This is a genomic window from Corallococcus carmarthensis, assembly GCF_003611695.1.
Classification (GTDB): Bacteria; Myxococcota; Myxococcia; order Myxococcales; family Myxococcaceae; genus Corallococcus; species Corallococcus carmarthensis.
On record NZ_RAWE01000150.1, the window covers coordinates 1 to 24,681 of the forward strand.

Here is a 24,681-nt window from a genome sequence, read left to right on the forward strand (position 1 = left end):
GGCAGCAGGCAGGCCAGCCCCACCCCCACCGCGGACGGCGTCCAGCGGCGGAAGCGCGCCGGCAGGGCCTGCTCGCCCAGGGTGAGGACGGCCGCCGCGCCCGCGGCCCAGGCCATGGCAACCCGCAGGTCCGCCGACACCGCCCCCCACCCCGACGCCAGCACCCGCGCCACGCCCGCCGTCATCGTCGCGGCAGGCGCTGGAAAGCGCTCCGACCCCAGCACGGAGGGCTCCGGCACCAACAGGTAGAACAGCGGCACCACCACCAGCGCCCCCACGACACACCCCACCAGCTGCGCCAGGAACACGCGGCGGGGATTCGCACCCAGCAGGTGCCCCGCCTTCAGGTCCGTGAGCAGGTCCGCGGAGGAGGACGCCGCGTTGACCGTGATGCCCGCCGTCGCCAGGTTCGCCCGCACATCGCCCGGCAGCAGCACGCCATACGTGAGCTGCGTCACCTGCCCCAGCGCACCCACGGGGCTCATGTCCGTCTCCCCCGTGACGCGGCAGGAGATGAGGCACAGCACGAACGACAGCGCCACCGCGAGCAGCGCGTGCGGCACCGGCACGTCGAAGCCCACCCGCGCCAGCGCCACCGTCGCGGGCGTCAGCACCAGCATCCCCGCCACCCACCACCGGCCGGGAACCTGGAGCGCTTCAATCGCATGAGGCGCCTGGCGCGGCTCCCGCCCTCGAAGCCCCCGCAGCGCCCGGCCCCACACCCGGGCCTGGAGCGCGAACTGCAACAGCGACGCGGTGGTGAGCGCCGCAGCGCCCGGCCACAGCGCCCACCCGAGGAAGTCCCCGTCCGGAGCCACCACGCCCGCCGCCATCAACCGGGGCGCGACGACGCCATGGACGACCAGCGCCCCCAGCAACATGGACGCGGTGACACGCACCCCCAGGAGCGCGCCGCCGCCCACCGGCATCAACCCCGTCTCCAGCGCGAAACCCAGCCGCTCCAGCGACACCCCACCCAGCGACCCGGGAAACGCATACGCATACGGCACGCGCCCGAAGCCATCACGCGCGAGCGTCAGCGCCCCCGACACCAGCCCGCCCACGCCCAGCATCCGCAGCCGGGGGCCCGCCTCCTCACCGCCCGCGTGCAGCGCGCGAGCCGTGGCCGCCGCCGCCGTCCCGGACGCGAACGGAAGCTGCTCGCGGTCCACCAGCTGCCGCTTGAGCGGCACCGCGAACATCACGCCCAGCGCGGACAGCAGGAACGTCCACGCCAGCAGCGTCATGCCGGGCAGGTGGTGGCCCGTGGTCAACAACCACGCCCCCTGCACCGACACGAGCGCACCTCCCGTCGCGTACCCCGCCGACGACGCCACCGTCTGCGCGCACCCCAGCTCCAGCAATGACAGCGGAGCTCCCGCGACCCGGGGGCTCAAGCGCCGGAGCGTCCCATGTGTCGCGGACGCGAGCAGCGCGGCGGTGACGGCCACGCCGAACGCCACGCCCGTCTTCAGGCCCGCGTAGAGGTTCGTGGCGCAGGTGAGAACACCCAGCCCCGCGCCCAGGGCCACCGCGCGCAGGGTGAGCTGGGGCAGCCGGTCGCCCTGGTACACGCGTGTGAGCCAATAGGTGTCCACCTCCGCCTGCGTCGCGCCGGGGATGCTCAGCAGCGTCAGCGAGGCGTCGGTGGGCACATCCCCAGCGGGGACGGCGCGGGCAGCGGGGACCGGCATGGGCGGCCCATCCTCTCCGTTCGCCCCCTTCCGCGCCACCGCCGCCGCTCAGGTTGTAACCAAAAGGGTTTCAATCCCTGTCGTCCCCGCCCTCCCAATCACAAGCACGGAGATGTCACAGACTTCGTCATGATTTCATGGGACATCCGGAACTCCCAGGCTGTACACTATCAGTGAACCGAGCCATGACTCATGGTGAGCAGGGCGTTCGGTTCCGGAGTTCCCCGATGCTCCAAGTCAACCCCCGCTGGAAGCGCCTCGCCCTGTCCGCGATGGTGCTCTCGACTCCCCTCATGGCCGGCTGCACGGCCGAGCCCGCGCGCGAAGCGCCGACGGCCGCCGTGCGCCAGGACCGGGCCACCGAATCGCTGAAGATGTCGAAGCTGTACGCGCAGTGGAAGCAGCAGCACGCCGGCAACCAGATGCCGCTCGACCTGGGCGACGCGGACCAGTACGCCTTCCTGATGAAGCGCCTGGAGGCGGCGGGCAACACCGCGGCCAACTCCCCGCGCTTGTTCTCCAGCCTGTCGCAGCAGCGCGAGCGCGTGCTGGCGGAGAAGGCCTCCGGCAACGTGAAGGCGCAGACCACGACCGCCGAGTGGTGCGGCCACCTGCTGCCGCTGGAGGAGATCGCGCACGGCACCAGTGAGACGAGCTTCCAGGGCTCGGGCTACATCACCTGCGCCGGCGGGTCGGACTACTCCTACGTGGACTTCAACGCGTACTCCACGACGCCCGAGCGGCAGGACTTCCAGCTGCTGGCCACCACCGCCACGGAGGCGTACCTGGCCAAGACGCTGGAGACGGATCCGCTGAACGTGGTGTTGGACGCCGGGCCGGACCGGGTCCTGTACTACGACTCGGTGGCCATGGCCTACGACGAGGCCAGCGGCCGGATGGAGACGTACTACTCCACCGCGGACACCACGGTGCTGCTGCTGCCGCCGGGCCTGAACTTCGACCACCCGCGCGAGCTCATCGGCACCGCCCTGCCGGGCAACGCCATCCGCACCTGCCTGGAGCGAGGCTCCGCGACGGGCGCGCTGGACTGCGACTACACGCTGGCGAAGAAGGACGCGGCCGGCAACATCACCGCCTTCGCTGGCGGCTACACGGGCGTGGCGGCGGTGAATGCCCAGCAGTCCGTGGCCGCGGCCCGGTGGAAGCCCGACACGACGGCGTACTGGCCCACGCCGGGCGCGTTCAACTCCGCCAAGCTGTACCTGCCGGCGCGGGGCACCTACGTGACGGGCCTGCCGTCCAACTGCACCGTGCAGGCGGTGAAGAGCGAAGTGAACATCGTCCTGCTGAGCGCGGGTGGCCGCTGCAAGGTGAACAACGTCGCGGCCACCGCGCCGGGCACGACCGTCCTCACCGGCAGCCTGCCGCTGGGCCCGGGCGTGGACGCGTCCAGCCTGCCCTTCAACGGGCTGATGGACCTGGGCACGGACTGCCTGGCCAACGAGCAGGACGTGGCGATGCAGGCCTTCACCACCGTGAACGCGACGTGCCCCCGCTCCGGCGGCGGCTTCAGCCCGGTGACGCGCGTGGGCTTCCGCCGGCTGGCGGTGCTGGACTTCAAGAACAGCTGCATCGCGGCGGGCACGCGCGTGCTGCGCGCGGATGGCAAGTCCGTCCCCGTGGAGTCCGTGAAGGTCGGTGACCGCGTGCTGTCCAACGCGGACGGCCGCGCCCTCACCGTCACCACCGTGACGAAGGGCACCGAGTCCCAGCCGATGGTGCGCCTGAAGGCGGCCCAGGGCCGCGACGTGCTCGTCACCAACACCCACCCCATGGTGAGCCGCACCCGTGGCGTCGTGACGGCGGGCGAGCTCGCGGTGGGCGACGTGCTGCTGACGAAGGACGGCGAGGCGACGCTGGCCTCCGTGGAGCGCGTCCCCTACAAGGGCCAGGTCTACAACCTGACCCTGGGCACGGACGCCGAGCTGCTGGCCGTGGGCGCGCAGGAGCACACGCTCATCGCCAACGGCTTCGTGGTCGGCGACGCGCGCATGCAGACGGACCTGGCGCGGCAGAAGCACAAGCCCGTCCCCTCGGACGTGCTGGCCTCGCTGCCGGCCGCGTGGCACGCGGACTACCTGAACAGCCGCCGCTAGGCCTTCACGGCTCGCGCGAACGCAACAGGTAGAAGACGTAGCCGTAGCTGTCCCCGTGGCGGCGGTACAGGTTCACTTCCTGTTCCGCCGCCGCGATGACCTCGCGCAGGGCTGCGTCCGCGGTGGGGCGCAGCCGTTCGATGCGCTGGAGGAGCGGCGTGTAGTAGTCGTCCCACCACGCGGACGCGGGCAGTGTGAAGGTGTCCACCACCGTGAAGCCCGCCGCCTCCGCGGTGGCCCGGTTCTGGGCGACGTTGGCCATGGACGGATACGCGGCCGACCAGAAGCGCACCGCCTCCGGGGGACGGACGTCGGTGAGCCAGGTGCACTCGGTGACCGCCACCTGCCCACCGGGAGCGAGCAACGGCCGCCACTGACGCAGTCCCTGTCCGAAGCCCATCACGTAGATGGCGCCCTCGGACCACAGCAGGTCGAAGGACGCGGGCGGCAGCGTCAGCGCGCCCATGTCCTCCTGCCGCGTGACGATGGCGTCCGACAATCCCTGCTCACGGGCCTCGCGCTCCAGCCGGTCCAGGTAGGGCCGGTGCAGGTCCACGGCGGTGACGCGGGTGCCCAGCTCCCGCGCGAGCACCAGCGACTGCCGTCCGGTGCCCGAGCCCAGGTCCAACACGCGCGGCGAGGGCGGAGGCGGAGCCAGGCGCCGCAGGGCCTCGCGGGTGCAGTCGTCGCTGCCGGGGCCCAGGCGGGGCAGTTCGCTGTAGAGGGTGAAGAAGGCGTTGGCCGTCTGGCGCAGCTCACCGGCGCTGCGCTTCACGTTGCCCTGGAGCAGCGGGACGCGCTTCCAGTGTTCTTCAATGCGCTGCTTGAACAGCTCCGGCATGGGGAGGTCCGCGCGCAGCGTGGTCCACGCATCGAGCGCGACCTCCACGGCGCCCGTCACCACCGGGAGGACGTCCTCGTCGGACAGGCCCAGCTTGCGCGCCAGCCGTTCGAAGCTCTGGAGCGACACGTCCTCGAAGCGCTTGGACTTCGCCAGGTTCAGCGCGAGCTGGTCCTGCGGCATGTACTGGATGGTGGAGACGAAGTCGTACGCGGGCGACAGCGTGGGGTGCGTGCCGTCCGGGTAGAAGAGGGACCAGTTCTTGTGGTGCGCGTCGCCGTTGCCGCACGCGATGATGAACACCAGCCGCCGCAGGAACTCTTGGAGCGCGTCCAGGCCCGCCACCTTGAGCAGCACGTTGGCGATGGTCTCGTAGTTGTACTTCTTGTACTTCTCGTCGGAGTACAGCCCCAGCACCTGCGCCAGGTCCTCCATGTGCACGCGGCGGCCGGGGGACGGCCGGTCGAACCGGCGGATGGCGTACGCCAGGTCCTCGCGCAGGGTGATGCCTTCCGGGAGGCCGTGCAGGTCGGAGACCTTGAGCAACTGAAGCTCCGGCACATCGATGCCGGTGGCGCGCGCCCAGGTCATCACGGACAGCTCGTTCTCCGGCACGCGGTCGTAGCGGTTGTCCGGGAGCTTGACGATCCAATCGCCCCCCAGGCCGCCCATGGGCAGCGTCATGCCCCGGTCGCGCCGGAGCATGGAGAACTTGAGCTGCACGCCCGCGAGCGAGAAGCGCAGCGGTTCGCCGTCGGACACGGGTTCGGTGGGGACGTCCGTCAGGGGTGCGTCGTGGCCGGCCAGCTCTCCCGCGGGGCGGACGATGACGGCGCCGGAGAGGTCCGCGCCCAGGTGGGCGATGAAGAAGAACTCGCGCTGCCGGGCGATCTGCTGGCGCTCGGAGATGAGGTCGCGCAGTGGGCCTTCGGGCAGGAGGTTGGAGAAGAACGGCGGCAGCCGCATGCGGCTGGTGTGGCGGCGCGACAGGTCGTCCTCGAAGAACTGGCCCAGGACGGGGCGCGGGTAGCGGTGGCGGTAGTCCTCGGAGAGGTTGAACTCGATGCGCTCGTCCGCGAGCAGCGTGAGCGTGCCGACGTGCACGTCGCCGATGAGGACGTCGAGGATGCCGGTGGTGGACACAGGAAGCGTGGGGTCCATGTCAGTCCTCATCGTCGTCGATGATCATCGACTGGAGCGAAGGCCGGTCCGAGTCGTCCCAGCGCGTGCGGGCCTCCATGAACTGGCGCAGGACGGGCTCCAGCACGGCCTGGCGCAAGGAGAGGAACGCGCCGTCATTGCGCCGCAAGGACTCCAGGGCCTCCGCCGTGAGCCCGTGGCTGTGGAGGAGCTCCTCGCCTGGAGGCGGCTGCGCTTCGAGCATCTGGAGGAGGGAGCGTCCCTCCACCGGGGGATGGAAGAGGTAGTTGAAGGTTCCTTCCATCAGGCGCCGGACCGTCCTGCGGTCCTGGGCTCGCTGCGAGCGCCACCGCACGTCATCCGGGAGAAGGAGGAGCTGGAAGCCCTCGCCCTTCTGATCCAGCAGCTCTCCCGGGTCCAGCACCGCGCCCGTCAGCAGGTGGCGCGGCTGGAGGGACAGCATCGCGATGCGCAGGACCAGCGGCGGCCTCACGGTGGCGTGGGGCATGACCGGCAAGCCGGTCTCCATCCACCAGCGGATGAGCGGAGGCGGCACCTGCGCCAGCAGCGTCTGGAGGGAGCGCTCCTCGTCGGAGCGGATCGCCGCGAAGACCTGCAGGGACTCCGCGGGCTTCAGCTCCCAGCCACCAAAGACGATGTGGCGCCAGAACCAGCGGGACAGCAGCTCTCGTGAACGCGGTGAGGGCTCCGGGTGCAGCTGGAAGAACCGCGTCAGCAGGACCAGCGAGTTCTCCGGCGAGGGCAGCAGCTTGAGGTGCGGGATGAACGCATCGCGCTTGAGGAACACGATGGCATCCCGCAGCGCCCGGTCCGTGCGGCGGACGGTCTCCGTAAGCTCGTCGTCCTGGTTGAGCTGTTCCTGATAGCCGCGCGTGAAGTCCAGGCCGCGCACGGCCAGCACGGCCCGCAGCAGCAGCGACTCCGGGATGCTGCCGAAGCCCAGCTCCCGCAACCCTTGCGTCACCGACTCCAGGCTGAGCGAGCGCGAGCCCACATACAGCGCGTTGAACACCTCTTCGTCCGTGAGCGGCCGGCCCGCGGTGTTGAGGCGCTTGAAGATGATGCGCAGGACCTTCTCGTCCGCGGTGTCCACGACGTAGGCGGGCACCTGGTACTCGCGGATGGCCTTGCCCAGGCGGATGGCGGCGCGCAGGTGCTCCGGATGCGCTTCCCGGTCCGGATAGCGGTTGAGCCAATGGAGCAGCGACTCGCTGTCCAGCACCTCGTTCATCGGCAGCCAGTGCGGCGGAGGCGTCCCGGTTTCTGGCGGCGGATGCAGCTCCCCCGTCTCCAGGTCGAAGTACAGGTGGAAATCATCGCGTCCGGCCTCATCACCATAGGCCGGATGCAGCAGCACGCCCGCGAGCGCCGTCACGCGTTGCTGCCCATCCACGGCCCACAGGCCCTGGCTCGTGGAGGGCGCGTCGATGCGCACGGGGCCGAAGCTGACGTTGGCGGCGGGCGCGTCCCGGCGCCAGAACAACAGCGTCCCGATGGGATAGCCCCGGTACACGCTGTCCAGCAGGTCGCGCACGTCCTCCGCGGTCCACCGCAGGGGGCGCTGGAACTCGGGGATGCGCACCTCGCCGCGCCGAACGCGGTCGAGCAGGTCCTCGATGATGAACGACTTCGTCTCCGGGCGCCGCGTCAGGGGAGCGGGCATCGCGAGCCTCCTATCCCCGGTCTGTAGCCCGAATCCCCTCCGGGGCGAAGCCCTGGGACGCTTGATTGCCTCCTCCAGGAGCATTAGGCCGGTGGCCATGAACGAGCACCACATCGACCGCGACGGAGTCCGCATCACCTTCCAGGTCCTTGGCCGTCAGGATGCGCCCGCCGTGGTCCTGCTCGCGGGCAATGGGTGCGGTTCAAGCTACTGGCCGGATGTGTTCTGCGAGCCCCTGCTCCAGGCAGGCCTGCGCGTCATCCGCTTCGACTACCGCGACACGGGCGCGTCCACGCACCGCGACTTCGAAGCGCACCCCTATGACCTCGATGACATCGGTGGGGACGTGCTCGCCCTCCTCGACACGTTGGGAGTGGAGCGGGCGCACCTGGTGGGTTTGTCGATGGGCGGCTTCATCGCGCAGCGCCTGGCCATCCAGGAGCCGAAGCGGGTGGCGTCACTGACGACGCTGCTCTCCACGCCGGACTACGGCGTCATGCTGCACACCTTCAGCGGCGGCCCCGCGCCGACCTCCAGCCTGCCGCCGCCTTCGGCGCAATGGCTCGCGGCGCTCGGGAGCCTGCCGTCCACGCTGACGCCCGAGGAGTTCATGTCCGAGAACTGGCGCCTCGCCAACGGCGCACGCGCACCGTTCGATGCGGCCTACTGGCGCGAGCTGGGAGAAGCCGCCGCCGCGCGAGGCAATGACATCCAGACGGGCGACACCCACCGCAAGGCCAGCCTGCGAACGCCACGCAAGGACCTGCTCGAAGCGTTGCGCCAGGTCTCCGTGCCCGCCCTCTTCATCGGCGGCTCCGAGGACCCCATCTTCCCGCCCGGCCACGCCGAGGCCGCCGCGCGCGCGGTGCCCGGAGGCAAGGCGCTCATGATTGACGGGATGGGACACGCGCTGAACCCGGCGTTCTTCGGCGTCCTCGCCTCCGCCATCGTCGCGAACACGCAGGCCCGCTGAGCGCACTCAGGCGCGGCGCTTCGCGGGCAGCAGCACCACCAACCCCAGCGCCACCAATCCCGTCACGGCGGACAGCACGCGGCCGCCCTGCCCCACCGCCGTGACGTCCAGTTGCAGGTCGAGCAGCCCGTTCGCCAGGTTCCATCCCCAGTGCAGCCCCACGGCGCCCCACAGCGAGCCCGTGCGGGCCACCGCCGCCGCGTACGCAAGCCCCGTGCAGAACAACATCAGCCACTCCAGCGGACCATTGCCCAGGCGGTACACATGGGTGAGCACGAACACGCCCGCGGACAGGGCCACGTAGCCCGCGCCCTGCCCCGCCACGGGCCACGCGCGATACCAGAAGCCCCGCGCGACAATGTCCTCCGCCACCGACGGCACGAACGTGGACACCGCGACGCCCAGCACCGCCACCAGCAGCGCCGTGCCCATCAGTGGCTTGTCCAACGGCTGCGCGCGCATCACGCCCAGCGCCACGCCCACCAGCACGGACACGGGCTTGAGCACCAGCATCACCGCCAGCGCTCGCGCGAGCGCGGAGCCGCGCCACTCCAACGCATACGCATGGAACCCATTGCGGTAGCCCAGCCACCGTCCCACGCCCCAGGCCACTGCGTGGAAGAGCGTCATCATCACCGCCGCCACCACGGCGTTCCCCAGGAGCCTTCCGCCAATTCCCTCCGGCGCCTCGTAGCAGGCGTACAGCACGGCGAACGCGAGCGCGCAGCGCAGCGGGACAAGGGACGAAGCCGGCGAATCAGGAGCGGAGGGCGTCATGAAGGTGGCCCCTCTTAGCGCGGGAACCGTCCCCGCCACACAGCCAGCTTTCGCGAGTCCCTGCGTATTGCACCGCGAGTCACCGCGACATCCCAACGAGGGGGATTCCCACATGCGCATCACCCATCACGCCCGGTTCATCCGGGCGCTCACGGCCGTGGCCTGCCTTGGCACCGCCTGCCGCCCTGAAGACGCCGCCGGACCCACCACTCCGCTCACTCCCGCGCCGCAGGCACCCGCCATCTCCGGCGTGCGCTCCGCGTGGGTCCGCATTGGCCCGAAGGCGGAAGCCCGCGAGGTGAAGTACGAGGCCGTCAACGGCATGGCTGTCTTCGAAGGCGACATCATCCTGGGCACCGTGGAGGACGTGGAGCGCGAGTCCCCGAAGGTGAAGGCCCAGGCCGGGAACCGCGTCTCCGCGGAGAGCATCCAGGTCACCGGCAGCAGCAAGCGATGGCCGGACGGCGTCGTGCCCTTCGTCCACGTGTACGGCTCGCTGGATGACAACTACGTCATCAACGACGCCATCCGGCACTGGCAGCGCAAGACGGGCCTGCGCTTCGTGCCCGTCTCCTCCACCACGCCCACTTCCACCGACCACGTCTACTTCGTGAAGGGCCAGGGCTGCTCATCCCCCGTGGGACGCCAGGGAGGCCGTCAGTACATCACGCTGGAGGGTGCGTGCGGACTGGGCGCCGTCATCCATGAATTGGGCCACGCCATCGGCTTCTGGCACGAGCAGAGCCGCGAGGACCGCGACACCTACGTGGACATCCTCTGGGACAACATCGAGCCCAACAAGGAGCACAACTTCGAGCAGCACATCAGCAACGGCGACGACGTCGGGTCCTACGACTACGGGTCCATCATGCACTACGGTGCCAGGGACTTTGGCATCCCCGACCCCGTCACCGGCGTACGCAGGGTGACCATCCAGACCAAGGGCGGCCAGGCCATTGGCCAGCGCAGCGGCCTGAGCGCGGGCGACGTCGCCTCCGCCGCGTCGATGTACCCAGGTGAGATGAAGGGCAACTTCGAGGAGGTCACCTCCACCGGCTACGTGAAGGGCTGGACGTTCGACACGGCCTCGCCGGAGGTCTCCGTGGACGTGCACGTCTACATCGACGGGCCGGCCGGCTCCGGAGCGTTCGGCGCCTCCGCGCCCGCGAACGTTTCGCGCAATGACGTCAACACCGCGTACGACGGCATCGCGGGCGACCACGGGTTCTACTTCCCCGTGCCGGCCTGGTACCGCGATGGCCAGACCCACACGATGTATGTCTATGGCATCGACGCGCAGGGCCTGCACAACCCGCTGCTCGCGGGCTCGCCGCGCACCTTCAACCTGCCGGGTGCCTTCGGCACGCTCGACAGCATCTCAGGCGACGGCACGGTGGCGGGCTGGGCGATGGACCTGGACTCGCCGTCGGCGTCCATCACGGTCTCCTACTCCATCGACGGCAACCCGGCGTCCGTGGCCAACGTGACGGCGAGCCTCTACCGCGCGGACGTGAAGGCCGCCTACCCCATGGCGTCCGGCGCCAACGGCTTCTCCTTCCGCATCCCGGACGTCTACGTGGACGGCCAGGACCACACGCTGCGCATCTACGCGATGGATCAGCAGGGCCGCAACAGCCCGCTGCTCGGCAACGCGCCCAAGACGTTCCGGCTGGCCATGCCGTCCGTCTACAAGACGGGCGTCTTCGCGGGCTCGGGCAGCGCGGATCAGCTCATCGCCATCGACGGGTCGGGCTACGGCCCGCGCGTGTACGTCTCCGGCTACGTCAACGCCAACGGCTTCCCCTCCACCCACTACCAGGAGGCCTGGGGCGCGTCGCCCCTGCTGGGAGGCTGGCACAACCCCGGCGACATCAAGCTCCAGGGTGACTTCCGGGGCCTGGGCTACGACCAGATGCTCTTCATCAACAACGACGGCATGGGCGGCCGGGTGATGGTCACCGACTTCCGCGACGGCGCGGTTCCCGCCGAGGTGCGCTACCTGGAGTCCTGGGGACAGAACGGCCTGCTCAACGGCTGGCACGACACGGAAGACCTCCAGCTCGCGGGCGACTTCCTCAACCGGGGCCATGACCAAGTGCTGTTCTTCAACCGCTCCGGCACGGGAGGCCGCGTGATGATCAACGACTTCAGCGACGGCGCCGTCCCCGCGGAAGCCGGCTACCACGAGTCCTGGAGCCAGCCGAACTCCTTCGAGGACTGCTCCGAGCCGGACGACAAGTTCTACGTGGGCGACTTCCAGAACCGGGGCTACGACCAGGTGCTCTGCATCAACCGCTCCGGCACGGGCGCGCGGGTGAAGATCCTCGACTTCAGCACGGGCGTGGCGCCGGCACAGGTGCGCTACGTGGAGGCGTCCGGAGCCTTCACGCTGTTCGACGGCCTGACGGACGCGGACGACAACCAGGCGGCGGGGGACTTCCGGGGCCTGGGCTACGATCAGCTCCTGCTGGTGAACAACGGCACCAGCGGCCCGGCCATGCTCATCGCGGACTTCTTCGACGGCGTCGCGCCGGCCGAGGTGCGCTACAGCGAAGCGCAGGGCGTGAGCTACTACCCGACGCTGCTGGCCAACCGGATGCTGGTGGGTGACTTCCGCGGCCTGGGTCACGACCAGGTGCTCTACGGCTCCTCGTGGGACCCCACCTACTACACCACCATCCTGGACTTCTCCGACGGCGTCGCCCCGCCGGAGCGGCTCTTCCAGAAGGTGGAGCTGAACTGAAGCCGCTGACGCGGTGACACCAGCGGGGCCGCTTCCCTCACCTTCAGGGCAGCGGCTCCGTCCGGTGCTTGCGCGCGGGGTTCTGCAATCCCACGCGGAACCAGCGGTAGCCGTAGCCCTCCAGCGTGAGCCCGTGACGCCCGTCGTCCCCCGGCTCGGAGTGGTCCTCGCTCAGCACGTTGTAGAGGGTGCACGCCTCGTCGCCGCCCGGATCCACCTTCACCGTGCAGGGCCGCGACGACAGGTTGTGCAGCACCACCATCGCGTTGCCCTTCCAGTCATACCGGATGGCCAGCACGCCCTTGTTGCCCGTGCGCAGCACCTTCCACGCGCCCCACCCCAGCTCCGGGCACTCCTTGCGCGCGCGGATGAGGCGCTCCGTCCAGTTGAGCTGCGAGGCCGGGTCCCGGCGCTGCTGCGCCACGTTCACATGCATGAAGCCGAACGGCCCTTCCGACACCAGGGGCTTCACCGGCGTCTCCGCCAGCGTGAAGCCGCCGTGCGGCTCCGGGCTCCACTGCATGGGCGTGCGCACCGCCTGCCGCTCCACCAGCGCCAGGTTCTCTCCCATGCCCAGCTCGTCGCCGTACCAGAGCACCGGTGTCCCCGGCAGGGAGAACATCAGGCTGTACGCCACCTCGATGCGACGGCGGTCCCCGTCCAGCATCGACGCGAACCTGCGGCGCAGGCCCCGGTCATACAGCTGCATTCCCTTGTCCGGCCCCAGCGCCTGGAACACCTCCAGCCGGTCCTTGTCCGACAGCCGCCCCAGGTCCAGCTCGTCGTGGTTGCGCAGGAAGTTCGCCCACTGCGCCGTGTGCGGCAGCTTGGGCGCCGACTTCAGCGCCTGCACCAGCGGCGTCACGTCTCCACGCGTGAGCGACAGATAGAAGTTCTGGTTCGCCAGGAAGTTGAAGACGAGCTGCATGCGGTCGTTCTCGCCGAAGAACTCCACCACCTCGTCCATGGTGACGTTGGCCTCCGCGAGCAGGATGGCGTCGCCCCTGCGCCACGACAGGAACTCCCGCATCTCCTCCAGCAGCTTGAAGGGGTCCTTCACGTCGGGGTTCTTCACGCCCTTGAGCTCGACCAGGAAGGGCACCGCGTCCACCCGGAAGCCAGACACGCCCAGCTCCAGCCAGAACCCCATCACCTTGAGGATCTGCTCGCGCACCTCCGGGTTCGCCACGTTGAGGTCGGGCTGGAAGTCGAAGAAGCGGTGGAAGTACCAGAGGCGCGCCTCCTTGTCGTACGTCCACGTGGAGGGCTGCACGCCCGGGAAGACCATGCCCTTGTTGGCGTCCTTGGGCCGCTTCTTCGACCACACGTAGTAGTCGCGGTAGCGGCTGTCCGGGTCGCTGCGCGCCGCCTGGAACCACGGGTGCTGATCCGACGTGTGGTTCACCACCAGGTCCATGATGACGCGGATGCCGTGCAGCTTGGCCTCGTGCGTGAAGGCCACGAAGTCGCCCAGGTCCCCCAGGCGCGGATCCACGCCGTAGTAGTCGCGGATGTCGTAGCCGTTGTCGCGGTTGGGCGTGGGCTGGAAGGGCAGCAACCACAGGCACGTGATGCCCAGGCCCGCCAGGTAGTCCAGCTTGCGGCGCAGGCCCGTGAAGTCCCCCACGCCGTCGCCGTTGCCGTCCATGAACGTCTCGACGTCGAGGCAGTAGACGACCGCGTTCTTGTACCAGAGGTCTTCGATCATCCCTCCCCTTTAACCCTCCGCTCCCGGACGTCAGCTGGTGACTCCCGGGCGCAGTGAGGAACCCCACACCCGGGGGCAGGCGGGCTTCGTTCAGCCAACACTCGCGCGAACACAGGCCTCCCGGAGGGGCGACTCCCGCTCCAGGGTGGACGCGCCCATGCCCCTCATCGGCTTCCACGCGTCGCACGAACAGTTCTCTCCCAGCGAGCTCCTGCGCCTCAGCCAGAAGGCGGAGGGCGCGGGCTTCCAGGCCGCTCTCAACTCCGACCACTTCCATCCGTGGACGGAAGCGCAGGGACAGAGCGGCTTCGCCTGGGCGTTCATGGGCGCGGCGCTCGCGACCACCGGTCTGTCCTTCGGCTCCGTCACGGCGCCGGGCCAGCGCTACCACCCGGCCATCGTCGCGCAGGCGCTGGGCACGCTGAACGAGATGTTCCCCGGCCGGGCGTGGATGGCGCTCGGCAGCGGCCAGTACCTCAACGAAGCCATCACCGGCACCGGCTGGCCCGCCAAGGACCTGCGCAACACGCGCCTGAAAGAATGCGTGGACATCATGCGCGCCCTCTTCCGGGGTGAGACGGTCACGCACCGGGGGCTCGTCACCGTGGAGGAGGCGAAGCTCTACACGCACCCCAAGGACATGCCCCTGCTCGTGGGCGCCGCCGTCACGCCGAAGACGGCCAGTTGGGTGGCGGGTTGGGCGGACGACCTCATCACCACCGCGCGGCCCCCGGAGGAGCTGCGCAAGGTGGTGGACGCCTTCCGCGAGGGCGGCGGCGAGGGCAAGCCCCTGTTCCTCAAGGTGCAGCTGTCCTACGCGAAGGACGACGAACTGGCCCGCGAAGGCGCGTACAACCAGTGGGCGTCGAACATCTTCGCCAACAGCGTGCTCACCGACCTGCGCACGCCCGCGCAGCTCCAGGACGCCGCGAGCGTGGTGCAGCCGCACGACCTGGACGGCCCGCTGCGCGTCTCCAGCAGCCTCCAGCAGCACCTGGACTGGCTGGGCGAGGACCTGCGTCTGGGTTTCGACCGGCTGTACCTGCACAACGTCAACCGCGACCAGGACGGGTTCATCGACACGTTCGGCGCGAAGGTGATTCCCGCCCTCACGCGCTGAAGCCGCTGGCTATGCTCGGGCGCATGCCCAGCGACGTCCTGTCCACCCAGGCCCTCAACCGCGCCACGCTCGCGCGCCAGCTGCTGCTCACGCGCGAGAAGATGACCGTGCCCCGCGCCATCGAGCACCTGGTGGGACTCCAGGCCCAGCTCGCGCGCCCGCCGTACCTGGCCCTCTGGTCGCGCCTCCAGGGCTTCGAGCGTGACCAAATCACGAAGCTGGCGCTGAAGCGGCAGCTGGCGCGCGGCACGATGATGCGCGGCACGCTGCACCTGATGACCGCGAAGGACTACCTGCGCTACCGCGGCCTCTTCCAGCCCCTGCTCGCCGCCGCCCTGCGCTCCGTGCTGAAGGAGCGCGCCACGGCGTTGGATCTGCCCGCACTGCTGGCCACCGCGAAGCCCTTCCTCGACGAGCAGCCCCGCACCTTCGAGGAGGTCCGCGCGCACCTGCTGAAGCACCACGTGGGCGGGGACGAGCGGGCCATGGGCTTCGCCACGCGCATGATGCTGCCGCTCATCCAGGTGCCCGAGGAGGGACTGGAATGGGGCTGGCCCGGCAACTCCGGCTTCACGCTGGCGGAGTCCTGGCTGGGAGAGAAGCTCTCCACGGACGACGACGCGTCCCCGCTGGTGCTGCGCTACCTGGCCGCCTTCGGTCCCGCCACCGTGGCGGACATGCAGGCCTGGTCCGGCATCAAGCCGCTGAAGGACGCCTTCGAGACGGTGCGCGGCAAGCTGGTGGAGTTCCGCGACGAGAAGAAGCGCGCCCTCTTCGATTTGCCCAAGGCCCCGCGCCCGCCCGAGGACACGCCCGCGCCGGTGCGCTTCCTGCCGGACTTCGACAACCTCATCCTCTCCCACGCGGACCGCACCCGGTTCGTCCCCCCGGAGCACCGCCCGCTGCTGTCCACGAAGAACCTGCGCGTGCTGAACGTGTTCCTGGTGGACGGGCGCACCGCGGGCACCTGGACCACCGAGCGCAAGAAGGGCGCCGCGACGCTGGTCTGCAATGCCTTCGAGCCGCTGAAGAAGCCCGTCCGCGACGCGCTGGTGCAGGAGGGAGAGGCTCTCCTGCGCTTCAGCGACCCGGAGGCCGCGAAGGTGGCGGTGACGTTCGCGAAGTAGCTCCAGGAGGGCGCTGATGGCTTCCACGATACGTGCCGCTCACCCCAAGCAACTCCTCGACATGCGACTCCGTGCTTGCGCCGCGCTCCTCCTCTTCCTCACGGCATGCGCTACGCCCCCTGGAGGGCCGACGTCACGAAGCCCAAGGATGGCCAACCTCCAGCGTGCGGCCGGCCTGCCCTGGAAGGACGGTGGGCGCTGCGTTGTTCGCGAGGCGTCCCAGCCTTGGCCTGCGCTGGTGGAGCGGTGCTACCAGGCCCTCGACCACGAACGGCTTGAGTTCCACGACAGCACGGGACGATGCGCGGTCGCATCCACTAGCGCCGCCGCCGTGGGACTCGGCTTCTGCGTGCTGGCGGCTCCCGAGATCGCCGTGGGTGCCGTGATCGTCCTTGGAGTGGCGGTGGTCGCCGTCGCCATCCAGGAGGAACTGGATGCGTATGAACTCCGCCACCTCTATCCCGAAGAAGCCGCGGCATCGCGAGGAACGAAGGGGGCACCGCGTGAGGCCATCGCAAAGCAGAAATCCAAACCTGAACCGGAGCCAGCGGGGCAGGACTGGCAGCCCCCGGTGCCGCCCGCACCCGTGGACCGGACGCGCCGCGCCAGTTGCGAGCCCATCCCGGTGAATCACCGTGGCGGCAGTGACCCGCACAACAAGTGCGCCGACAAGATTCCGAACAACAGCTTCCCCGGGTGGGATGTGTTCGTGAACGGGAAGAACTTCGACGCGCTGCAACTGGCTACACGCGTGCTCTGGGAGGTCAAGACCTACAATTTCGATACATTCAGTGACTTTCTCCAGGGCCAGGTAATCAGAGATCAAGTGCCCAAGATGCGGATTGAGCGCGGCCTCGCTCGGGCCTGTGGATTTGACTTCCGGGTCGGTGTGCACAGCGAAGCGCATAAGGAAGCGCTGGAAGAAGCGGCCCCGGACCTCAAGGGCTTTATCGTCGTCATGGACTGGTGCTGAGATGACAGCCAAACGAAAAATCAACCTCATCGTCTACGCGCCTGCACTCGTGAGTAAAGACAACCGCCCCCTCGCCGTGGTTCATGGGATGGAGCATGCGTTCCCTGGCCTGAGCCTGGAGTGGAAGGTTTCCGAAGACGGCCGCCCCATTGCATTGCCACAACGCGACGCATGGCTCACAGAGGGAACCAGGGATGGGGGGTTCCCTCTCGTGTGCAACGGCAACGAGAACTCCCCCGTGATGATTTCCGGGTGGGAACTCCCAGCGGCCAGCTCCCCAGGTGGTCAGTCACAATTGGAAGTTCATGCGAGTCTGCCACCGAACGAAGCTGGGCTCTCGGCGGTGGCAGATGTGTTGGAGGCCGTGGCGGAAATCGCACGCGCGCACTGGGGGCACGCCACACCGTTCAGGGCAAGCGTGGACATTGCACGCCAGACGAGGAATCGGCCCGATGACCTGGAGTTGCCCCCTCGCGGCCTGCCGGTCCTCACGTCCCCTGGTGCCATGAGAGCGCCTGAGGTCCCCCATCGCCTGGGATGGCTCAACTACTGGTCAGCCGCTGCCGCACAGGCCATCGGGTTCCCGGATCCTGCTCGCGACACAGAACTGCTTGCACGAGCCCGGCGCACATCATCGGGCGGGTGGGTCGTGCAGCTCACGGATACGCCACTCGACCTGGACGACCCCGCCCACCTGGATGCGCTCAAGCGGGCCTACGAGCGCTTTCCGGAGATTGGCGGACGCTCGGCGTCTTGAAGTGACGCGAGCGCCCTACGCGAACAACTGGAGCAGGTCCTCGCGGGTGATGGCGGCGGCGCCCGAGGCCTCGCTGAGCGTGGCTTCGCCTGCCCTGGCCGTCACGGCTCGTCGGCCATGCCGTCAAGCTGCTCCATCGCGAGCTCGCGGTAGTAGGGGACGACTTCGACAGCCAGAACATCGCGCATCTGCTGGCGCGCACTGTCGAAGTCGCCCTGCTGCTGGAGCTTCCACATCAGGTTCAGCGCGTCTGTCAGGCGGTTCGATCCCTCAGCGATGCGCCGTTCTATCTCGCGCAGCAAGGCCAGTGCCCCGGCGCTGGTATTCAATGCGGTCGCGGCGTCGGGGATGGCGACCTCTTCGGCGGTGCGCAACATGAGGGCGCGGGTGTCGCCGGTGAGCGTCAGCGGCGCGTCTTCGCGCAGGACGCGTCGCGCCAGGTCGCGAAACGAACTCCAGTTGGGTGTGTTCATTCGGTCATCACCGCTTCGGCTTCGCGGGGCGGCACATGTCGAGGGGCCAGTCCTGTTGTCCCTCGCACCTGCGCAGGCAGTCGGTGCACGGGCCGGTGAACCTACCGTCCGCACAGGCATTCCAGTTCCGGATACAGCGCTGTTTCCACTCAGGGAGGCGCGCGTCGTCCTTGTGGTCCTCCATCTCGGCGCCGTGCGTGCCGGCGGCGCCAACGCCCGCGGCCATGATGGCGGCGGCTTCGGCGGCGGTGAGTCCGCACGCTGACGGATTGCCCGGGTTGCGCTGGATGCAGCACGTCTCGGAGTCCACGCACGTCGCCTGGGCGTACAGGTCGCGCTGGCTCCCGGAGGAGTGGGCGCCGCTGGAGCACCCGGCGAAGGCGACCGCGACGAGGAGGGGGGCGAGGTGGCGCCGCCAGCTCATGCGAAGAGCTGGAGCAGGTCCTCGCGGGTGATGGCGGCGGCGCCCGAGGCCTCGCTGAGCGCGGCTTCGAACAGGGCGCGCTTCTTCTCCTGGAGGCCCAGGATCTTCTCCTCCACCGTGCCCTGGGACACCAGCCGGTAGACCATCACCGGCCGCTCCTGCCCGATGCGGTGCGCGCGGTCCGCCGCCTGCGCCTCCACCGCCGGGTTCCACCACGGGTCCATCAGGAACACGTGGTCCGCCGCCGTGAGGTTCAGGCCCGTGCCGCCGGCCTTCAGCGACATGAGCAGCACCGGCGCGCCGTCCTGTCCCTGGAACCGCGACGTCACCTCGCCGCGGTTCGCCGTCGCGCCGTCCAGCCGCTCGAAGCCGATGCCCGCGCCCTTGAGGCCCGGCTCGATGAGGTCCAACAGCGACGTCCACTGCGAGAACACCAGCGCCTTGTGGCCTTCCGACACCGCCGTCTCCAGCGCATCCACCAGCGTCTGCACCTTGGAGGACGTCTTCGCGTGCTGCCCCGGCACCAGCGCGGAATGGCAGGCCGCCTGCCGCAGCCGCAAGAGCGCCTCCAGCGCCTTGAGCACGCTGCCACCCTCGTTGAGCAGCGCCACCACCTCCGCGCGCGTCGCGGCCATCACCGCGTCGTAGACGGAGCGCTCGCGCTCATCCAACTGCACGTGCATCACGGAGTCCGTGCGCGGCGGCAGCTCCGGCGCCACGTCCTTCTTGAGGCGGCGCAGGATGAACGGGCGGATGCGGCGGCGCAGGCCTTCCGCCGCGCCCGGCTTGCCGTCCGCGATGGGCTGCGCCGTCTTCTCCTCGAACTGGCGGCGGCCACCCAGCAGGCCCGGGTTGGTGAAGTGCATCAGGCTCCACAACTCATCCAGGCGGTTCTCCAGCGGCGTACCGCTGAGCGCGAGCCGCAGGTTCGCCTTGAGCCCGAACGCCGCGCGCGACACCTGGCTCTCCGGGTTCTTGATGGCCTGCGCTTCGTCCAGCACCACCGCTTCCCACGTGGGCGCGCCCAGCACCGGCGCGTCCAGGCGCAGCAGCGCGTACGTGGTGAGCGTGATGTCCGCCGAGGGGTCCAGCTTGCGGCCGGGGCCGTGGTACACGCAGACCTTCAGCGACGGACGGAAGCGCTGCAGCTCCGCCACCCAGTTGGGCAGCACGCTGGTGGGGCACACCACCAGCGACTTCGGCCCCAGGATGCAGATGGTCTGGAGCGTCTTTCCCAGGCCCATGTCGTCCGCCAGGATGCCGCCCAGCCCCGCGCCCTTGAGGAACGACAGCCAGCTCACGCCCTGCTGCTGGTACGCGCGCAGCGTGGCGTTGAGCTCCGTGGGCAGCACCGGCGGCGGCAGCTTCTCGAAGCCCTCCACCAGCGGGGCCAGCTTGTCCAACCCCGGAGGCGGCGGCTGGTCCAACGACTCGCACAGCTGCGTCAGCTCCGGCAGCGCGTGGTTCGCGACGCGTCCGTCCTCCTGACGCGCGGCCAGCAGGTCCGCGACGCGCTGCCCGTTCTTGTCCAGCCACGCGCGCGGCAGCGGCGCCCAGCCACCACCGTCCAACGGCACCAACCCCAGCCCTTCCGTCCACGCCCGCACCACGGCCGCGGCGTCCACCGTGCGCGCGCCGCCCTTGCCGCCCTCCACCTCGAACTCCAGCGTGAAGCGCACCTCCGGCACGCCCGCGCCGGACGCACCGCCCTCCACGCGCAGCGACGGCTTGAGGCGCATGTCCGGGCTGACGATGCCCGCCGCGTCGCCGCCCAGGTCGCCCCGGAACTTCCGCAGCTTGTCCGCGAAGCGCATCATCTCCGGGCCCTGCACCGTCAACCGGCGGCCGGGCACCAGGTTCAACTCGTCGCGCAGCTGGTGGAGCAGCTTCTGCTCCGCGGCCTCGTCGCGCAGCGGCACCGCGCCGCGCAGGTACACCATGCGCCCGTTGTCGATGCGCACCGACGGCGGCGCGCCGTACACCAGCGTGGGCAGCACCGACAGGCCCTGGGTGAGCTGGTTCAGCTCCAGCAGGATGCGCGGCTTCAGGTCGCGGTCCAGCGCCGGCAGCCGGCGGCTCTTCATGTCCACCGGCATGCGCCGCGCCAATTCCGGCAGCACCTTCGCGGACAACTCGCCCAGCTGCTCCGGCGAATAGGTGCGCACCAGCGGCAGGTGCTGGAGCCACGCGCCCGTCATCGCCGTCTCGCCCAGGCGCACCAGGGACTCCGCCGTCAGCGCGACGCCGGGGCTCACCACCTCCGTGATGCGCGGGTCGCGCGTGATGGTGATGACCCACTGCTGACCCCTGTCCTCCACCTTCGCGCGCGGGGGCAGCACCTCGCCGGACACCGCCACCGGCCGGCCATCCAGCAGCACGTTGCGCGCGGGCTCCAGGGCGCGCAGCAGCGCGTCCAGCTTCTCCGCCAGGAGCGGCCCGCGGGTGCGCCGCTCCAGCAGGCGCTCCATCACCAGGTCCACCTGCTCCACCTGCAACGTGACGCCGCCCTGGGGCTTCGCGAGGCGCCCGGTGAGGTCCTCCAGCGGCTCCTCCGTGCCGTCCGCGTGCGCGAGGACGCGGTGCAGTTGCAGCCCGCCCTCCACGCGCGTGAAGCGGTACACCACGCGCGACCAGCGCTCCGCCACCGCCTCCAGCGGCGTGTCCTGCTTCTCCGCCTTGTCCAGGGAGATGGCCGCCGCGACCACGTGCTCGCACGGGTCCACCGGGCTGGGGCAGTCGCACTCCCACGCCTCGTCGCCTGGATAGAGGACGACGGTGAAGGCCACCGCCCGGCCCGTCACCTTCACCCGCAGCTCGACTTCCGAGGCCGTGCGCGACTGGAGCGCCACGGCTCCGTCGCGCGCGAGGCTGACGCCCCGGGACCAGAGTCCCGGCTTGGCTTCTTTCCGGACGGCTTCGAGGAACTGGGTGTTCTCGGACATGGCAGGCGGCTTCCCTACGCCCCGCCACGCCCTTGCGCAACGTCGGATGCGCCCCGTCTGATGGCCAGGCTACTCGTCGTCGTAGGACGGCTCGAACAGGTAGGTGAGCTTCACCAGGAACTCGCGGCTGAACACGGGCAGGGGCGCGTGGCCGCCGTTGTAGGGCTGGGCCACCCGGAAGTCGCTGCCCAGCAGGTTGTAGACGCCCGCGCCAATCTCCAGGCCCTTCGTCCCCACGTTCTCCGCGCGCACGAAGAGGTTGAGCAGCAGCCGGGGCGACAGCGATTCGACCTCCGACACGCCCTCCTCGTCCGCCGCCCCCACGGCGAAGCGCCGGCCCACCAGCACGGCGGTCGGGCTGACGGACAGCCACGACAGCACCTTCGCCGTGCCCGTCAGCGTCGCCTTGTGCGTGGGCAGGCCGGTGAAGGCCTTGGGCTGGCCGGGCACCAGGTAGTCCTCCACGTCGTTGCGGCCACCCGGCCGGTAGAACGAATAGCCCACCTGCGCGCGGCCCCACGGCCCGCGCAGCCGGTAGTCCAGTTCGATGCCCCGGCTGCCCAGGCGGCCCAGGTTGCGGTACGCCTCCGACGCCGTGTCCGCGTTGTACGAATAGATGATGGGGTCCGTCACGCCCACGTCGAAGGCGTTGGCGCTCAGCGTCTGGCCCTCGCCCAGGCGCACGGTGGCCTCCAGCTCATACACCGTGGTGCGCTCCGGCCGGACGTCCTCGCCCAGGGAGATGTTCTCGATGCCCGGCGCGCGGAAGGCGCGGCTGTAGAGGGCCTTGCCGCTCACCGGCCCGAAGGACTTGAGCAACACCAGGCGCGGCACGAACGAGCTGCCGAAGAAGCTGTGGTCCTCGAAGCGCGCGCCCACAACCACCGTCGCGATGGGGTTGTCCGAGTACGCCTCCACGAAGGCCGCGACGTTGCGGTAGGAGACGACGTCCTCGTCCCCGTTGAAGGGCTCCTGCAGGCCGATGCCCGCGGGGCCCCGCAGCTGGCCCTGGTCGAACGCCAGGTCCACGCCGCCCGTGAGCTGGAGGAAGTCGAACGCCGCCCAGCGCGCCATCGCCCGGCCGCGCAGGCGCCGGTAGCGCTTGTCGTAGAAGAAGTCCGACGACTCGTCCGAGTCCCGGTAGGACTCGCCCAGCGTGAGGTTCAGCCGGGGGATGATCTCAATCCGGTCCGTGGGCCGGAAGCGGTCGCTCAGCTCCGCGTGGAAGGACTCGAAGTCGGTGCTCGCCGGCGCGGGCAGCACCTCGTCCACGGAGACCACCGACGTGGTGTCCTGGCGCTGGTACAGGAGGCTCAGCTGGAGGTCCCGGTAACCCACGCCCGCCTGGATGACGGTGGGGTCCATCCGCGACGCGCCGTTCATGCTCGCGGAGTCGCCGAAGAAGTCCTCGAAGACGGCGTCGCTGCGCTGCCCCTGCCCCAGCGACCCGGACGCGAAGGCGCTCAGGCCCGGAACGCTCTCGAAGACCTTGCGCCCGGACAGCGTGAGGCTGCGGCGGCCGTTGCCGTGCGACAGCTGCCCGTACGTGCCCACCACCAGCGCGTCCGTGCTGCCCTGGATGCCCCGGGTGATGACGTTGATGACGGCCAGCTCCGCGTTGCCGCCGTAGATGACGGAGCCGGGGCCGCGCACGACCTCGATGCGCTCGATGAGCTCCACCGGGAACTCGTGGCCCAGCTGCATGGTGGAGTAGAGCTGCTCGTTGATCTCCTTGCCGTCGATGATGAGCAGCACCTTGCCTTCCTGGCCCCACAAGCCCCGGAAGCCCGGCCCCACCGTGCCCTGCACGTCCACGCCGAAGAAGAAGCCGGGCACCTGCAACAGCACGTCCATCAGGTCGCGCGCACCCGAAGCGCGAATCTCATCCGCGGTGATGGCCGTCACCACCGCCGGCGAGTCGTGCAGCTTCGTGATGGCGAACGACGCCACCTGGCTGTGCACCTCCGGCTCGTCCTCCAGCTGCGCCTCGGCGGAGGGCGTCCCCGGCGGTCCGGGGTCCAGGGTCGGCTCCGGCGCCGTCTGCGCGAAGCCCGTGCCCGCGCCCAGCAACGCCAGCCATACACACACACGACGCCCGTGCCTGGTGAAACCCATACGAAACAACCTTCTCGAAGGTGGGAAAACGCGCGCCCGCCCCGGGGGGAGACAGGCTCCGCGTGAGCTGGAGTGTATCGGCTCCAGCGACGTCCGAAAGTTCTGGGATTACGCGCACCGCGTCGAATGCGGGCGCAAGCCTTGTTTCACTTCACGCGCACGCGGGTGCTGCGGCCCGGTTCGACCTCCACCGTCATGCGCCGCTTCACCTCGCCGTTGACGCGGACCTCCACCTTCGCGGGCCCGGACGGCAGGGCCTGCGCGGAGATGGGCGGAAAGCCATACGGCCGGCCGTTGATCCACACCTCGCCATAGAGGCCCGGCGACGTCACCTCCAGGTCGCCCCGCTGCGCCACGGCGGCCTTCGCCACGGACGGCTCCGGCGGCGTGGTGGGCTCCGGGGTGCGCGCGGACGCGACCGGCCCTCCCGCGGGCGCCGCGTTCGCAGTGGGGGGCGAGGCGGGGACCACCGCCGCCACCGGCACCGGGACCGGCTTCGAGGCAGCCGGCGTCAGCTCCGCGGTGAGGTCGCGGTTGAGCGAGCGCACCGACTCCGCTTCCACCTCCAGCGTCTCCTCGTACAGGCGGCGCTCGCCCTGCGCGAGCACCACGCGGTGCGTGCCCGCGGACACCGGCAGCCGCGCGGGCGTCAGGTCCATGGCCCTGCCGTCCACCAGCACCACCAGCCCCGGCGGCGTGGACGTCACCAGCAACAGGCCCCCCTTCGCCTCTTCCTGCGGAGTGGCCTGCGAGGACTGCTGCTCGCGGGCGGCCCGCGCGGCGGCGAGCTTCGCGGCGCGCGTGCGGGGCGGCGCGCGGCCAGGCGACAGCTCACGCGGCGTGGGCGCCTGCGCGGTCCGGGACTGGCCGCGCGAGCGCAGGTCGGTGGCGATGCCCAACAGCCGCGTCAGGTCGCTGTCCTTGTCGTCCGGACGCAGCTTGAGCGCCTCGGTGAACTGCGCCACCGCGCGCTCGTAGTCCCGGTCCTCCAGCGCGGCCAGGCCCGACGCGCGCAGCGCCCGCGCCAGGCCCGCGTTCGCGTCCTCCGACGGCGCGGCCGCGGGGGGCGGAGG

Annotated in this window: 17 protein-coding genes; 7 read left to right on the forward strand and 10 right to left on the reverse strand. The window is 70.0% G+C overall.

Annotation, left to right across the window (positions count from 1 at the left end; genetic code table 11):
* Window positions 1-1,694, reverse strand: a 1,694-nt coding sequence (locus tag D7X32_RS30300) for an OPT family oligopeptide transporter (protein WP_147450323.1), incomplete at its 3' end; no start/stop codon positions are given.
* 227 nt (window positions 1,695-1,921) lie between these two features.
* Here D7X32_RS30300 and D7X32_RS30305 point away from each other — a divergent pair.
* Entirely contained in the window at window positions 1,922-3,811 is a 1,890-nt protein-coding gene (locus D7X32_RS30305; protein ID WP_120606051.1) for a Hint domain-containing protein, read from the forward strand.
* A gap of 4 nt (window positions 3,812-3,815) precedes the next feature.
* Here D7X32_RS30305 and D7X32_RS47055 read toward each other — a convergent pair whose 3' ends face one another.
* Window positions 3,816-5,813 carry a HipA domain-containing protein gene (locus D7X32_RS47055; RefSeq protein WP_244239264.1) on the reverse strand — a complete coding sequence of 666 codons (1,998 nt, stop codon included), beginning with the start codon at window positions 5,811-5,813 and terminating at the stop codon, window positions 3,816-3,818.
* Between the two features lies 1 nt (window position 5,814).
* Window positions 5,815-7,476 (reverse strand): DUF262 domain-containing protein, encoded by a 1,662-nt coding sequence (locus D7X32_RS30315; RefSeq protein WP_120606052.1) that lies wholly within the window; start codon window positions 7,474-7,476, stop codon window positions 5,815-5,817.
* Between the two features lie 97 nt (window positions 7,477-7,573).
* Here D7X32_RS30315 and D7X32_RS30320 point away from each other — a divergent pair, with 97 nt between their 5' ends.
* Window positions 7,574-8,449 (forward strand): alpha/beta fold hydrolase, encoded by an 876-nt coding sequence (locus D7X32_RS30320; protein ID WP_120606063.1) that lies wholly within the window; start codon window positions 7,574-7,576, stop codon window positions 8,447-8,449.
* A gap of 6 nt (window positions 8,450-8,455) precedes the next feature.
* Here the strand turns inward: D7X32_RS30320 and D7X32_RS30325 are convergent, their stop codons facing one another.
* Window positions 8,456-9,226, reverse strand: a complete 771-nt coding sequence (locus D7X32_RS30325) for a CPBP family intramembrane glutamic endopeptidase (RefSeq protein WP_120606053.1) — start codon at window positions 9,224-9,226, stop codon at window positions 8,456-8,458.
* A 112-nt stretch (window positions 9,227-9,338) separates the two neighbouring features.
* On the opposite strand from D7X32_RS30325, the gene D7X32_RS30330 reads away from it, so the two are divergent.
* On the forward strand, window positions 9,339-11,969 hold the full coding sequence (locus D7X32_RS30330; RefSeq protein ID WP_158625786.1) for a M12 family metallopeptidase: 2,631 nt from the start codon (window positions 9,339-9,341) through the stop codon (window positions 11,967-11,969).
* A 43-nt stretch (window positions 11,970-12,012) separates the two neighbouring features.
* On the opposite strand, the gene D7X32_RS30335 is transcribed toward D7X32_RS30330, so the two are convergent.
* On the reverse strand, window positions 12,013-13,677 hold the full coding sequence (locus D7X32_RS30335; protein ID WP_120606055.1) for an alpha-amylase family protein: 1,665 nt from the start codon (window positions 13,675-13,677) through the stop codon (window positions 12,013-12,015).
* A 157-nt stretch (window positions 13,678-13,834) separates the two neighbouring features.
* Here D7X32_RS30335 and D7X32_RS30340 point away from each other — a divergent pair, with 157 nt between their 5' ends.
* From D7X32_RS30340 to D7X32_RS30355, 4 genes are all read left to right on the forward strand, one after another.
* The gene (locus D7X32_RS30340) at window positions 13,835-14,797 is read left to right on the forward strand and encodes a TIGR03885 family FMN-dependent LLM class oxidoreductase (protein WP_120606056.1); all 963 of its coding nucleotides are present in this window, start codon (window positions 13,835-13,837) and stop codon (window positions 14,795-14,797) included.
* A gap of 23 nt (window positions 14,798-14,820) precedes the next feature.
* Entirely contained in the window at window positions 14,821-15,924 is a 1,104-nt protein-coding gene (locus tag D7X32_RS30345; RefSeq protein ID WP_120606064.1) for a winged helix DNA-binding domain-containing protein, read from the forward strand.
* A gap of 61 nt (window positions 15,925-15,985) precedes the next feature.
* Window positions 15,986-16,897 (forward strand): DUF6310 domain-containing protein, encoded by a 912-nt coding sequence (locus tag D7X32_RS30350; protein ID WP_120606065.1) that lies wholly within the window; start codon window positions 15,986-15,988, stop codon window positions 16,895-16,897.
* Window position 16,898: 1 nt separating this feature from the next.
* Complete coding sequence (locus tag D7X32_RS30355) at window positions 16,899-17,654, forward strand: DUF5953 family protein (RefSeq protein ID WP_120606057.1); 756 nt, start codon at window positions 16,899-16,901, stop codon at window positions 17,652-17,654.
* Between the two features lie 101 nt (window positions 17,655-17,755).
* Here D7X32_RS30355 and D7X32_RS30360 read toward each other — a convergent pair whose 3' ends face one another.
* From D7X32_RS30360 to D7X32_RS30380, 5 genes are all read right to left on the reverse strand, one after another.
* Window positions 17,756-18,127: a DUSAM domain-containing protein gene (locus D7X32_RS30360; protein ID WP_120606058.1), complete on the reverse strand. Its 372-nt coding sequence runs from the start codon at window positions 18,125-18,127 to the stop codon at window positions 17,756-17,758.
* A gap of 7 nt (window positions 18,128-18,134) precedes the next feature.
* Window positions 18,135-18,551 carry a hypothetical protein gene (locus tag D7X32_RS30365; protein WP_120606059.1) on the reverse strand — a complete coding sequence of 139 codons (417 nt, stop codon included), beginning with the start codon at window positions 18,549-18,551 and terminating at the stop codon, window positions 18,135-18,137.
* Window positions 18,548-21,493, reverse strand: coding sequence for a DEAD/DEAH box helicase (locus D7X32_RS30370; RefSeq protein ID WP_120606060.1), 2,946 nt, complete (start codon window positions 21,491-21,493; stop codon window positions 18,548-18,550). Before D7X32_RS30370 ends, D7X32_RS30365 begins: the two co-directional genes overlap by 4 nt.
* A 69-nt stretch (window positions 21,494-21,562) precedes the next feature.
* Complete coding sequence (locus tag D7X32_RS30375) at window positions 21,563-23,608, reverse strand: TonB-dependent receptor plug domain-containing protein (RefSeq protein WP_120606061.1); 2,046 nt, start codon at window positions 23,606-23,608, stop codon at window positions 21,563-21,565.
* A gap of 146 nt (window positions 23,609-23,754) precedes the next feature.
* Window positions 23,755-24,681, reverse strand: a 927-nt coding sequence (locus D7X32_RS30380; protein WP_120606062.1) for a PEGA domain-containing protein, incomplete at its 5' end; no start/stop codon positions are given.